This is a genomic window from Streptomyces sp. NPDC018045 (genome assembly GCF_044327445.1).
Taxonomy (GTDB): Bacteria; Actinomycetota; Actinomycetes; order Streptomycetales; family Streptomycetaceae; genus Streptomyces.
In genome coordinates this window covers 21993-35359 of sequence record NZ_JBIRFL010000016.1, presented here as the reverse complement: position 1 = coordinate 35359, position 13367 = coordinate 21993, and the positions used below count along the sequence as shown (strand labels likewise).

At 74.7% G+C, this 13367-nt stretch carries 10 protein-coding genes; all 10 read left to right on the top strand.

Annotated features, from left to right (window positions below; all coding sequences use genetic code 11):
• Positions 1 to 58: 58 nt before the first annotated feature.
• The 10 genes from ACH4EB_RS27355 to ACH4EB_RS27310 all read left to right on the top strand — a co-directional run bounded on the left by ACH4EB_RS27355 (position 59) and on the right by ACH4EB_RS27310 (position 13364).
• Positions 59 to 1516, top strand: a complete 1458-nt coding sequence (locus ACH4EB_RS27355; protein ID WP_398350473.1) for a DUF3152 domain-containing protein — start codon at positions 59 to 61, stop codon at positions 1514 to 1516.
• Between the two features lie 311 nt (positions 1517 to 1827).
• Positions 1828 to 1923, top strand: coding sequence for an Ms4533A family Cys-rich leader peptide (locus tag ACH4EB_RS27350; protein WP_398350472.1), 96 nt, complete (start codon positions 1828 to 1830; stop codon positions 1921 to 1923).
• A 206-nt stretch (positions 1924 to 2129) separates the two neighbouring features.
• On the top strand, positions 2130 to 3866 hold the full coding sequence (locus ACH4EB_RS27345) for an ABC transporter substrate-binding protein (RefSeq protein WP_398350470.1): 1737 nt from the start codon (positions 2130 to 2132) through the stop codon (positions 3864 to 3866).
• 56 nt (positions 3867 to 3922) lie between these two features.
• Complete coding sequence (locus tag ACH4EB_RS27340) at positions 3923 to 5020, top strand: ABC transporter permease (RefSeq protein ID WP_398350469.1); 1098 nt, start codon at positions 3923 to 3925, stop codon at positions 5018 to 5020.
• Positions 5017 to 6006 (top strand): ABC transporter permease, encoded by a 990-nt coding sequence (locus tag ACH4EB_RS27335; protein ID WP_398350468.1) that lies wholly within the window; start codon positions 5017 to 5019, stop codon positions 6004 to 6006. The genes ACH4EB_RS27340 and ACH4EB_RS27335 overlap by 4 nt, the downstream gene beginning before the upstream one ends.
• Positions 6003 to 7781, top strand: a complete 1779-nt coding sequence (locus tag ACH4EB_RS27330; protein ID WP_398350467.1) for a dipeptide ABC transporter ATP-binding protein — start codon at positions 6003 to 6005, stop codon at positions 7779 to 7781. The genes ACH4EB_RS27335 and ACH4EB_RS27330 overlap by 4 nt, the downstream gene beginning before the upstream one ends.
• Positions 7782 to 7971: 190 nt before the next feature.
• The gene (locus ACH4EB_RS27325; RefSeq protein WP_398350466.1) at positions 7972 to 9924 is read left to right on the top strand and encodes a glycosyltransferase; all 1953 of its coding nucleotides are present in this window, start codon (positions 7972 to 7974) and stop codon (positions 9922 to 9924) included.
• On the top strand, positions 9921 to 11270 hold the full coding sequence (locus ACH4EB_RS27320) for a hypothetical protein (RefSeq protein ID WP_398350465.1): 1350 nt from the start codon (positions 9921 to 9923) through the stop codon (positions 11268 to 11270). The genes ACH4EB_RS27325 and ACH4EB_RS27320 overlap by 4 nt, the downstream gene beginning before the upstream one ends.
• 322 nt (positions 11271 to 11592) lie before the next feature.
• Entirely contained in the window at positions 11593 to 12570 is a 978-nt protein-coding gene (locus ACH4EB_RS27315) for an NAD-dependent epimerase/dehydratase family protein (RefSeq protein WP_398350464.1), read from the top strand.
• Positions 12558 to 13364: a spherulation-specific family 4 protein gene (locus ACH4EB_RS27310; RefSeq protein WP_398350463.1), complete on the top strand. Its 807-nt coding sequence runs from the start codon at positions 12558 to 12560 to the stop codon at positions 13362 to 13364. Before ACH4EB_RS27315 ends, ACH4EB_RS27310 begins: the two co-directional genes overlap by 13 nt.
• Positions 13365 to 13367: the final 3 nt, after the last annotated feature.

Genomic DNA, 13367 nt, shown 5'->3' with positions numbered 1-13367 from the left:
GGGCCCGTCTCCTCAGGGTCCGCCCGCCCAGAGCCCGCCCGCTCAGGGCCCGCCCCGGGTGCCGCGCCCGCGCGACGGCAGCCCGGCCGACCGGCGTCCGGACGGTGGCCCATCCACCGAGCATCCCGACGGCAGCCCGGCCGACGGACGTCCTGACGGCCACCCGGCCGACAGGCGCCCCGACGGCGGCCCGGTCACCGGCCGCCCGGATGACGGACCGACCCCCGGGCGCCCCCACGGCCGCCCGCAGCCGGCGCCGTCCACTCCGGCGCACGGGTTCACCCCGTTCGCGGAGGACGGCGAAGGCGCGAGCAGGCCCGCCCCCGGGGCGGACGCCCCCGACCGGAGCGGTCCGGGCCGGGCGGACGGCGGCCCGCCCGGGGCCGCGAGCGGGCCCGTCCGGGCCCCGACCTCCACCGGTACGGGATCGGCCGCGTCGCCGTTCCTCCCGCAGGGCAGCGTTCCGACGCCACGTCAGGAGTACATCGACGCCTTCCGGGCGCCCGCCGGAGAGGACCGCCCCGGCGGACCCGAGGGCGCGGACGACGACGTCTTCGCGGCCGGGGCCCCGGAACGCGGGCCGCACGGGCCGGGGCGCGACACCGGCCGGTCGGTGGTCTTCCCCAGGGAGGGCGACGGCGCGGCCGACGAGTCGGCAAACGCTCCGGAAAACAGCGAACTCGGCGCCCAGGGGCCCCAGTTCAGCTCCCGCGGGAAGGGCGGCAAGGGTCGTACGTTCACCGGCGTGGCCGCGGCGGCCGTGACGACCGTACTCGCGGTCGTGGTGGCCGGGCAGGTCGCCGAGCAGCAGGACGACGGCAAGGCGCGGGCGCTGGGCGGGAAGGAGCGGGTGGCCGGTTCCGACGCCGCCTCGCGCTCGAACGCACGCCCGACGCAGCAGGCGGCCCCCGCCACGTACGACGAGAAGATGGCGAAGGCCTATCCGCTGGACGAGAAGCTGGCGGCCTCGGGGCGGTTCAAGCCGGCCGGCGGGGACGCCAAGGCGCCCGGCCACGGCAGGGTGTGGCGCTACCGGGTCGACGTGGAGGAGGGCATGGGCCTCGACGGCGAGCTGTTCGCCGACGCGGTGCACAAGACCCTCAACGACGGGCGGAGCTGGGCGCACGGCGGGCGGCGCACCTTCGAGCGGGTGGGCTCCGGCGACGCCGACTTCGTGATCACACTGGCGAGCCCCGGGACGACGGCCAAGTGGTGTGCCAGGTCCGGGCTCGACACGACCGAGGACAATGTGTCGTGCGACTCGGCGGCGACCGAGCGGGTCATGATCAACGCGTACCGGTGGGCGCAGGGCGCCGAGACCTACGGGCCGGACAAGATGCACGCGTACCGGCAGATGCTCATCAACCACGAGGTGGGCCACCGGCTCGGGCACAACCACGAGAGCTGCGGGCGGCAGGGCGCCCTGGCGCCGGTGATGATGCAGCAGACCAAGTTCCTGACGACGGACGGCGCGACCTGCCGGCCCAACGCCTGGCCGTTCCCGGAAGGGCACTGAGGCCGGCGCCCGGAGGGCCTTGGCCCGGGGTGCCGGGGGCTTGACCCGCGAGCTCGGCCTGGGGCCTTGGCCCGGAGGCCCGGAGGATACCGGCCCGGGGCCCGGGCCCCGGGCCCGGGGCTCTTCCGAGGGGCCGACCCGGGGACGGCTGAAGGGGAGTGGCCGAAGGGCGCTGCCCCAGTGTGCCGAGCCCGGCGCGCCGCGCCGGGCGGGTCCGCCCCCCCAGTCCGTATGTCCGGTATACGGGACGGCGCATCTCCCATCGCGGGACGCCTTTGCCACCGGACGGACATTCGGGAAATCTTCCTCCCATGCCGCGCCCTGCCAACGCCTTCGAACACGCCGCTTTCGAGCTGGCGCTGATCGGCGTGTCCGTGCAGTCCGTGGCCGACATCCACTGTCGCTGAGGTCCGTCCCCGGCCGCGCGGAAGCGCGCCGCGACGGCCCGCGTGCCCGGGGCCGTGAGACGCGGCTACGTGACCCGGGCCGGGGTGTCCCCCGCGTCACCACGTACCTCACCCGAACGTGTCCGCAGGGGCGGCCCCGCGCCTCACGCGCCCCTGCTGCCGCCGCCTTCCGCGGGTACGTCCCCCTGTGAAAGGCACCCACCGACATGGCCGAGCCGTCCCGCCCCCGTTCCCTTCCGCCCGCCCGCCGCGCGGCCGCCGTCGCGGTGGCCGTCGCGCTGGCCGCCGGGGCCACCGCCTGCGGCCCCAAGGACACCGCGGCGGGTGACGGCGCGGGCGCCGCGCCCGCCAAGGGCGGCACGCTCACCGTCCTGAACTCCCAGCCGCAGACCAACTTCGACCCGGCACGCCTGTACACCTCCGGCGGCGGCAAGGTACCGACCCTGGTCTTCCGTACGCTGACCACCCGCAACCGGGAGAACGGCGCGGCCGGCGCGAAGGCCGTACCGGATCTCGCCACCGACACCGGACGCCCCAGCGAGAACGCCACGGTGTGGACGTACACGCTCAAGGACGGTCTGAAGTTCGAGGACGGTTCGCCGATCACCAGCGCCGACGTCAAGTACGGCATCGAGCGGTCCTTCGCCGCCGAACTCTCCGGTGGGGCACCGCATCTGCGGGACTGGCTGGTGGGCGGCGAAAGCTACCAGGGGCCGTACAAGGACAAGAGCAAGGACGGTCTCACGTCCATCGAGACCCCGGACGAGAAGACCATCGTCTTCCACCTGAAGAAGCCCGAGGGCGAATTCCCGCTGCTCGCCACGCAGACACAGTTCGCCCCGGTGCCGAAGGCCAAGGACACCGGCACGAAATACGAGGAGCACCCGGTCTCCTCGGGTCCGTACAAGGTCGTCAAGAACACCGGTGACGGCGAACACCTCGTCCTGGAACGCAATCCGCACTGGTCCGAGAAGACCGATTCCGAACGGCACGCCTATCCCGACACCATCGATGTGAAATCCGGCCTGGATTCCGCGGTCATCAACCAGCGGCTGGCCACCGGCGCCGGTCCGGACGCCGCCGCGGTGACCACCGACACCAACCTCGGCCCGGCCGAACTCGCGCGGATCAGCGGCGACCAGGAACTCGGGAAGCGGGTCGGCACCGGCCACTTCGGCTACACCAATTACCTCGCCTTCAACCCGAAGGTGAAGCCTTTCGACGACCCGAAGGTGCGCCAGGCCATCGCCTACGCCGTCAACCGGCAGAGCGTCGTGAACGCCGCGGGCGGCTCCGCGCTCGCCGAACCGGCCACCACGTTCCTCCCGAACGGCGAGACCTTCGGTCACACCCCGTACGACCACTTCCCGGCGGGCCGCACCGGAAATCCGGCCAAGGCGAGGGAACTGCTCAAGGAAGCCGGTCACGAGAACGGGCTGACCATCACCCTCACGCACTCCACCGCCAAGAACTTCGCGACCAGCCCGGACATCGCCGCCGCCGTGCAGGAAGCCCTGAAGAAGGCCGGGATAACCGTCAAGCTCCAGGGCCTGGAGAACAACGACTACGAGGAGAAGGTGCACAGCGTCGACGACGCCCCCGGCCTGTTCATCGGCGGCTGGGGGGCGGACTGGCCGTCCGGCGGCCCGTTCCTCGCGCCCGTCTTCGACGGCCGGCAGACCGTCCGGGACGCCTCCAACTTCAACCACGCGCAGCTCGACGACCCGGCGGTCAACCACGAGATCGACGAGATCAACAAGCTGACCGACCTGAAGGCGGCGGCGGAACGGTGGGGCGCGCTGGACAAGAAGATCGGCGAGCGGGCCCTGTCCGTGCCGCTCTTCCACCCCGTCTACAAGCACCTGTACGGCAAGGACGTCAAGAACGTCGTCATCAGCGACTGGGACGGCGTGCTGGACATCTCCCAGGTGGCGGTCAAGTGACGCCCACCGACGTGACTTCCCGTCAGGCCGGAGCCGGGGCCTCGGAAGCCGAGTTGGTGCCCCTTCGGAAAGGCGCGGTCCGGCGGCGGCTGCGGCAGCGGCCCGCCGCCGTGACATCCGCGGTCGTCCTGCTCGCCCTCGTCCTGCTTGCCCTCGGCGCACCGCTGCTGGCGGCGCTGGAGGGCCAGGACCCGACCACGTACCACGACGACCTGATCGACTCCGCGCGCGGCGGCGTACCGCTCGGCTCGTACGGCGGGATCAGCGCCGACCACTGGCTGGGCGTCGAACCCGGCACCGGCCGGGACATGTTCGCCCGGCTGCTGTACGGGGCCCGGGTCTCCCTGCTGATCGCGCTCGGTGCCACGGCCGTACAGGTGCTCATCGGTGTGGTGGCCGGCCTCGCGGCCGGGCTGGGCAACCGGCTCGCGGACCAGGTGCTCTCCCGGTTCACCGAGGTGCTGACCGCGCTGCCGATGCTCGTCATCGCGATCTCGCTGACCGCGATCGTGCCCGCCGACTTCCCCCGCCCGCTGCTGCTGGTGCTGGTCATCGGCCTGCTCGGCTGGTTCGGCACCTCGCGGATCGTGCGCGCACGGACGCTGGCCCTGAAAAAGCTGGACCATGTCGCGGCGGCCCGGCTCGGTGGTGCGGGGCCGCTGCGCGTGGCTCGGCGCGAGCTGCTGCCGTCGCTCGCCGCGCCGGTGATCACGTACGCGGCGGTCCTGGTGCCCGGCAACATCGTCGCCGAGGCGTCGCTGTCCTTCCTCGGCATCGGCGTCCGGCCGCCCACCGCGTCCTGGGGGCAGATGCTGTCGACCGCGACCACGTGGTTCCGGGCCGACCCGGTGTACGTCCTGCTCCCGGCGGGCTTCCTGCTGGTCACCGTGCTCGCGTTCACCGTGCTGGGCGACGCGGTCCGTACGGCGCTGGACCCGCGCGAGCGGTCCCGGCTGCGGGTCGGCACCCGGGCGGGCCGTAAGCGTCGCAAGGGCAGTACGGACCGGTCGGCGGGCGCCACCCGCGAAAAACCCGAGAAGCGACAGGAAGACGAGAAGCGCGAGAAGCGCGAGAAGCGCGAGAAGCGCGAGAACCGCGAGAACCGCGAGAACCGCGAGAACCGCGAGAACCGCGAGAAGGAGGCCGTCGTATGACCGGCTACGCACTGCGCCGGCTCGGCGGTGCGCTCCTCGTCCTCTTCCTGCTGACCGTCGCCGTCTACGCGCTCTTCTACGTCGCTCCGGGCGACCCCGCCAAACTGGCCTGCGGGCCGCGCTGCAACCCCGGACAGATCCAGCAGGTACGCGAACGGCTGGAGCTGGACGCGCCGGTCCTGACGCAGTACCTGCACTTCCTCCAAGGGCTGGTGGCCGGCCGTGACTTCTCCTCCGGCACCGGAGTACTGCACTGCGACGCGCCCTGCCTCGGCCTCTCGTACCAGAACGGCTCGCTCGTCACGGAGCTGCTCGCCGACCGGCTGCCGGTCACCGCGTCGCTCGCCCTCGGCTCGATGGTGCTGTGGCTGCTGCTCGGGGTCGGCACCGGTCTGCTGTCCGCGCTGCGCCGCGGCGGCACGACGGAACGCGTCCTGACCGGCCTGACCCTCGCCGGCACGGCCACCCCGGTCTTCATCACCGGACTGCTGCTGCTGGTGGTGTTCTGCGCGTACCTCCAGTGGCTGCCTTTCCCCTCCTACGTCCCGCTGTCCGAGGACCCGGAACAGTGGGCCTGGAACCTGCTGCTGCCCTGGACGGCGCTGGCGCTGCTGGAATCCGCCAAGTACGCCCGGCTGACCCGCTCCTCGACGCTGGAGACGCTGGCCGAGGACCACATCCGCACCTTCCGCGCGTACGGCGTGCGGGAACGTTCCGTCGTGACGCGGCACGCGCTGCGCGGCGCGCTGCCGCCGGTCATCGCGCTCACCGCGCTCGACCTCGGGACGATGTTCGGCGGCGCGATGCTCACCGAGGCGCTCTTCGGGCTGCCCGGCATCGGCCAGCTCCTGGTCCACTCGGTGCGCGTCGTCGACCTGCCCGTGGTCGTCGGTGTCGTGCTGGGCACCGGCGCCGCCGTCATCGTCGCCAACGTCGTGGCGGACGTCCTCTACGCACTTGCCGACCGAAGGGTGGCCCTGACATGACCTCCGAGGAAGTCGAGGACACGACCGGAGCGGCACCCGGCGTTCCGGAGCCGGACCAGCCGCGGCCGGGCCGTCCGGAGCCGGGCCGTCCGGAGCCGGACCTGCTGGTGGACGTCCGCGACCTGTCGGTCGCCTTTCCCGCCGGGGGAGACGCCGACGGGGAAGGCGTACGAGGGGGAGGCCCGGCCGCCGTGCAGGCCGTGGACCGCCTCTCCTTCTCGCTGGCCGCCGGCCGGGCCCTGGGCATCGTCGGCGAGTCCGGATCCGGCAAGTCCACCGTCGCGGCGGCCCTGCTGGACCTGCACCGGGGGACCGGGGCACAGGTGAGCGGCACGGTACGGGTCGCCGGTACGGACGTACGGGCGGCGGACGAGCGGGAACTGCGGCGGCTGCGCGGCGGCCGGGCCGCCATGGTGTTCCAGGACCCACTGTCCTCGCTCGACCCGTACTACGCGATCGGCGACCAGATCGCCGAGGTGTACCGGGTGCACCGGCCGGACGTCTCCCGGCGCGCCGCCCGCGCCCGCGCCGTCGAGGTGCTGGAGCGCGTGGGCATCGCGGACGCCCCCCGGCGCGCCCGCTCGCGGCCCCACGAGTTCAGCGGGGGCATGCGCCAGCGCGCGTTGCTCGCGATGGCGCTCGCCTGCGAACCGCGCCTGCTGATCGCCGACGAGCCCACCACCGCGCTGGACGTCACGGTTCAGGCGCAGATCCTCGACCTGCTGCACGGGCTGCGGACGGAGACCGGCATGGGGCTGCTCCTGGTCACCCATGACCTGGGGGTGGTCGCGGGCAGTGTGGACGACGTGCTCGTGATGCGCGGGGGCCGGGCGGTGGAGCACGGCACGGTCGGCGAGGTCCTGCTCGCGCCGCGCGAGCCGTACACGAGGGAGCTGCTGGCGGCGGTGCCACGGGTGGACGCGAAGCCGGCCGCGCGTACCCGGCGCGGCCCCCGTGCCGAGGACGACGGCGCGCTGCTCGAAGCGGTCGGGCTGCGCCGGGAGTTCGGCGGGCGCCGGCACCGTACGGTCGCGGTCGACGAGGTCTCGCTGACCGTACGGGAAGGCGAGACCGTCGGCCTCGTGGGGGAGTCGGGCAGCGGCAAGACGACCCTCGGGCGGATGCTCGTACGCCTGCTGGACCCGACCGCGGGAACGCTGCGCTACCGGGGGCGCGACATCGGCACCCTCGGCGACCGGCAGCTCCGCCCCTTCCGCAGCGAATTGCAGATGGTCTTCCAGGACCCGGTCTCCTCGCTCAACCCGCGGCGCAGCATCGGCGAATCGGTCGCCGATCCGCTGCGCGCGGCCGGCGACCGGGACGACGCCCGCGTGGTGCGCCGGGCGTGCGAACTGCTGGAGCGGGTCGGCCTGGACCCGGCGTGGTACCACCGGTACCCGCACGAGTTCAGCGGCGGGCAGCGGCAGCGCGTCGGCATCGCGCGGGCGCTCGCCCCCAACCCCCGGCTGCTGGTCTGCGACGAACCGGTCTCGGCGCTGGACGTCACCACGCAGGCGCAGGTCGTCGAACTCCTCGGCGAACTGCGGCGGGAGCTGGGCCTCGCGCTGGTCTTCATCGCGCACGACCTGGCGGTGGTAAGGGCGGTCAGCGACCGGGTCGCGGTGCTGCGCGGCGGGCGGATCGTGGAGGAGGGCACCACCGACGAGGTGTACGAATGCCCCCGGCATCCGTACACGAGGGGCCTGCTGGCGGCGGTGCCCGTGCTCGACCCGGAGGGAGCGGCCGGGCGGCGGGCGCTACGTGCCATGGCGTGACGGTCACATAGCGCGTCAGAACGCCTACCGGGGTGGAAAGTTACGCCTCTTCACCCCTTCCGGTGGCGCGACGGACAACCGTCCGTCGTGTCACCGGGATCTCTGCGTAGCTTCTTCCTGCAGGTAGCGGCGGGCCTCCCGGGGCGGCCGCCGTCGTTGGACGCCGATCAGGAAGAAGGGGGGTGCGCTCGTGCGCATTGGTCTGCTCACCGAGGGTGGCGACCCGGACGCGTCCGGTGAGACGCGTTCGTGGCGCGACCGGCTCGTGCGCGGCCTCTCCGGCCTCCCCGGCCACGAGTTCGCGGTCTACACCCTCGACCGCGGCTCCGAGGGCGGCGCGCGGGACGGTGCCGGGCGGCCGGACGCCGGCCCGGAGACGTACGCGGCAGGCGGCCGCGAGGGCGCGCCGGGCCGCGCCCCGGTGGTGCGGTCCGCGCCGTTGTACGGGGAGCTTCCCGGCGCACTGCGGTGGCGGCCCCAGGGGCGGCGCGGCGGGGCGGGCGGGCGGCGTGCGCGGCGCCGGTTCGCGGAGTGCTTCGGCGATCTCGCGGCGGGGTTCACCGCGGCGGAGCCGTCCGGCGCACGGGCCCCCGCCGCCGCGTCGGCAGCGGCCGGTGACGGGGGGCGCGACGGCTTGGCGGACCGTTTCGCCGCCGGGCTCTACGGCCTTGCGCAACTGGCCCGCGAGCATGGCGGCCTGCCCGAACTCCTCCGCTCCGAACCGGCCGTACGGATCCTGGAGAGCGTCTGCCGCGCGCCCGGCGCGCCGCGCGCCGCGCACGGAGCCCGTGTGGGCGACCTGCTCGCCGTGACCGAGGAACTGGAGCGCGCCCTGCGCCCCCTCTCCCTGGACTGGTACGGCGGCACCGCGCGCCCCACCGGACGGGGGCTCGCCGCGGTCGACCTCTGTCACGCCACGGCCGGCGGCACCGTCGCCCTCCCCGGCCTGCTGGCCAAACGCTTCTTCGGTACCCCTCTCCTCCTGACCGAGTATGGTGCGCGCCTGCGCGAGCAGTACCTCGCGCGCTCCGCGGCAGGGTCGAGCGCTCCCGTACGCGCCCTGCTGGGCGCCTTCGAGACCGCGCTGGCCACCGAGACGTACACCCGGGCCGCGCTCGTCACCCCGGGCGATGTCCACACCCGGCGCTGGCAGGAGCGCTGCGGCGCGGACCGGGGGCGCCTGCGCACGGTGTACGCGGGCCTGGACGCGACCGGCTTCACCGCCGTCCCGGACGTGGCGGCCGCCCACTCCGCGACGCTGGTGTGGACCGGCACCGTGGAACCTGCCAAGGACCTCGTCTCGCTGCTGCACGCCTTCGCCCGCGTACACCGGGCCGAACCGGACGCCACCCTCCGCGTCGTCGGCGCCCCGGGCCCCCGCCCGGAGGATGCCGTCTACCTGGCGCAGTGCCGGGCGATGGCCGCCCAGCTCTTCCCCGACGAGGCCGCGGACGCGCTGAGCGCCGGTGACAACCCGGTCTCCTTCGAGGAGTCCGGCGGACCCGGCATGCCGTGTCCGAGGGACGTCTACGCGGCCGGTTCGGTGGTGGTCCTCTCCAGTGCGTCGGAGGGTTTCCCGCGCTCCCTCGTGGAGGCGATGCTCAGCGGCCGCGCCACGGTCTCCACCGACACCGGCGCGGTCTGCGAGGTCATCGGTGGTACGGGCCTGGTCGTGCCGCCGCGCAACCCGCGCGCGCTGGCCGACGCGTGCCTGGCGCTGCTGCGCGACCCCGGCAGGCGCGCCCGGCTGGGCGCCGCCGCGCGCGCCCGCGCACTCGAACTGTTCACGGTGGAGCAGAACATCGCGGCATTTCGTGGCATCTACCTGGAGCTGATGTCCCGTACACCGGCTCGCCCGGCCGCCGGCACCGGGCCGGACGGCGGCGCGCCCCGCCTGTTCACCCGGCCCGCGGAGTCCCACGTACCGGGCCGCTGGGCCGTGGTGCGCGGCGCCGCACAGGCCGCACCGCCGACGGGCCGAGCGCCGAGCTGGGCGGAACCGGCCCCGAGCGGGGACGGCGCACGGCGCACGCCTCCACCGGCCGCCGGACCCGCACGCCCCCCGGCCGCGCACAGCGCGCACCCCCCGGCTGCCGCTCGGGCGGGAGCCGGTGCCGACCGCCGGAGAGGAGCGCGAGCGTGACGACAGCCGACATCGACACCGGCACGGGCACCGGCCCCGGCGCGGACACCGGCCCCGGCACCCGCCCCGGCGCGGAACCGAAAGCGGGACCGGCCCCGCAGCCCACCACCGGCCCTGCCCCCACCGCCCCGTTTCCCACCACCCCACCCCCCCTCCCCGCACGCGACACGACCGCCCGGCCGTCCTCCCGGCGCGGCCCCGCCGACCCTGTGAAGTCGCTGATGCACCAGCACCGGACGCTGTGCGAACGGGCCGTCGACCCGATGGAGATCGCCGCCGGGCTGGAGGCGCACGGCGTCACCGACCGTACGGCCGCCCGCTTCCGGCACCGCGACGTCTTCTCCCTGGCCGAGGAGCTGTACGCCCGGGTGCCCCGCGCCGACGCCCCGCCGCCCACCCCACCCGCGACCAGCCCTGCCCGGCAGGGGAGGGGTGTCCGTGCGCTGCTGCACCTGCTGCCCGGCGCGGTGTGTGCCGCGACCGTGGCCGCCGTCCTCACTGCCGGTCACGTACCTACACCGCTGCCGGGAACGGTGGTTGATGACCCGTCACCCGCCGTCGCCCAGGCGGCTGTGGCGGCGGCCGGGACGGGGCTGTCCCTCCTCGCCCTGCGCCTGTGCGTCCGCCACGGCCCGCTGCGCGCGCGGTACCCGTCCGCACGCGTCACCGGGCTGTGGACGTGCTGGCTGGCCGGGTACGCGCTGTGCGGTGACTGGCTGCTGCGCCAGTCCCTGGCGGGCGGGCCCGATGTCCCGTACGAGGGGCCGCGGTTGGCCGGCGCCGCCGCCCTGGCCTTGACGTGTGCCGTCCTGCCCGCCGCCTGGTGTGCGCACTGGTTCGCGGGCCGCGCGCGTCGCCGACTGGAGGCCAGCCGGACCTTGACCGAATTCTCCTCCGGCGTACGGCCGTTGCTGCTGACCGCCACGGCCATACAGGTCGCGGCGCTGCTCGCTCTGTCGGCCACCGCGAACACGGTCGGCGGCGACGGGGGAGCGGGACCGGTGGCCGCCACCACGGCCCTCGGTACCCTGCTCTTCCTGGCGCGGCTGGCCGCCCGGCACGGCTTCCCGTCCGCTGCCGCGGTGGGCCCGGCCGCCGCCGTCACCCTGGAAGCCGCGGCCCTGGCCTGTGTAACGGCCGCCCGGCTGCCGGGCCTGGAAGCGCTGGGCAGGCCGGTCGAGGCCGCCGTCACCCACCTCGGCCCGTCCGTCGTACCGGCCGTGGCCTGCGCGCTGCCCGCCCTCGGCCTGCTGCTGTACGCGCTGCGCGTCCTCACCGGCGCGTCGGCACACCCCTCCGCCCCCGCCGCGGCTCCCGCCGCCGTACCGGAGGCGGACCGGCCGTGACCCCGCACACGTCGCCACCCGCGATACGTACGCCGCTTCTTCCGGCACGCACGCCATCACTCCCGGCGCGCTCCCTCGCCCGCGCACACGCCCGCACCCCCGGCTGCCGCGCGGGCCTGCGCAGTGCCGGCGCCCCCGCGGCGCCGGCCGTCCGCTTCCGGTCGTCCGCCACCATCCGCGCGGCGTACACCGCCACCGCCCGGCCCCCGCGGCGGTGGCCGTCGCCGCCGGCGCCGGACCACGTCCCCAACCCACCGCAAGAGGAGAACGACATCATGAACGTCCACCCCACCGAAGCACACCGGGACCGGGGGGGCGCGCGATGAGGGTGCTGCTCATCGGTGCCAACGGGTACCTCGGCCGTTACGTCGCCGACCGGCTGCTCGCCGACCCGGCCGTCCAACTCACCGCCCTCGGGCGGGGCGACGACGCGGACGTCCGCTTCGACCTGGCGTCCGGCAGTCCGGGCGCGCTCACCCGCTTCCTGGACGCCGTCCACCCCGGCGTGGTGGTCAACTGCTCGGGCACGACCCGCGGCGGCGCCCGCGACCTGACCCGGCACAACACCGTCGCGGTCGCCACGGTCTGCGAGTCGCTGCGGCGCAGCAGTTGTGGCGCCCGGCTCGTGCACCTGGGCTGCGCGTCCGAGTACGGGCCGTCGCAGCCCGGCTCCTCGACCGCCGAGGACGCCGTGCCGCGGCCCGGCGGTCCGTACGGCGTCAGCAAGCTGGCCGCCACCGAACTCGTCCTCGGCTCCGGCCTGGACGCCGTCGTCCTGCGGGTCTTCTCCCCGGTCGGTCCGGGCACCCCGGCCGGCTCACCGCTCGGTCGGCTCGCCGAGGCGATGCGGCGCGCGATGCAGTCCGGGGACAACGAGCTGAAGCTGGGCGGCCTGGGCGTGCAGCGTGACTTCGTGGACGTACGGGACGTGGCGCGGGCCGTGCACGCCGCCTCGCTCTCCGCCGCGCAGGGCGTGGTCAACATCGGCACGGGGCACGCCGTACGGCTGCGTGAGGCGGCCGCCCTGCTCGCCCGGGTCGCCGGGTTCGGCGGCTCGCTCCACGAACTGGACACCGCGCCCGGCTACTCCGCCGGTGGCCCCGCCGCCGCCCGGCTCGCCATTCCGGGGCCGACCTCTGAACACGGGGCCGTCCCTCCCGCGTACCCCTATCCGGACGGGTGCGGGAGCTGGCAGCAGGCGGACGTGCGCACCGCCCGCGACCGCCTGGGGTGGCGGCCGCGGATCGGGCTGGAGGAGTCCCTCGCCGACATCTGGATGGAGGCCGCATGTCGTATCTGACGACGCCCCTGGATTCCGGGCCCGCCGTGACGGGTGCCGCGCCGCTCGGTGTCGGTGTTCCGGGCTTCGCCCATCCGCTGCTGGCACCCGCCGAGTGGGCCGAGCTGCTGCGTCTGTCCCGGGGGCTGGCCTGCACCGGAGCCGCGCGGCGGGCGCCGGGGCCACGCGGCGGCGCGGCGGCGCTGCACTGGGTGGTGCTCAACGTCGCGCGGGGGCCCGGGGTGCGCCCCGACCCGTACTGCCTGCCGACCGCCGCCCAGTTGCGTGACGCGGGGGCCCGGCTGCTGGGCCATCTCGACCTGGGGCACGGTGCGCGTCCGTTCGGCGAGCTGGTCTCCGACGCGCACCGCTTCCTGGACTGGTACAAGGTCGACGGCTTCTATCTGGACCGCTGTCCCACGGACCGGACACTGCTGTCCGAGACCCGGCGGCTGACCACCACCCTGCGGGCCCTCCAGGACCGCGCGCACCTCGTCACCGGGCACGGCCGCCATCCGTACCCCGGCTTCGCGGAGGTCGCCGACCAGCTCGTCACCTTCGCCGGACGCTGGTCCGACTACCGCTGGTCACAAGCGGCGGAGTGGACCGCCGAGTACCCGGCGCACCGCTTCTGCCACCTCGTGCACGGCGTCCCCCGCACCCACCTGGAAGAAGCCCTGCGGATCGCCCGCTGGCAGGGCGCCGGAACCGTCTATTTCACCGACCGCGCCGACCACGGAGGGGACGCCTGGGAGGCGCTGCCCGGCTACTGGGACACCTTCGTCTCGCGTATCGGACCTGGTGTCTCGGAATGAAGA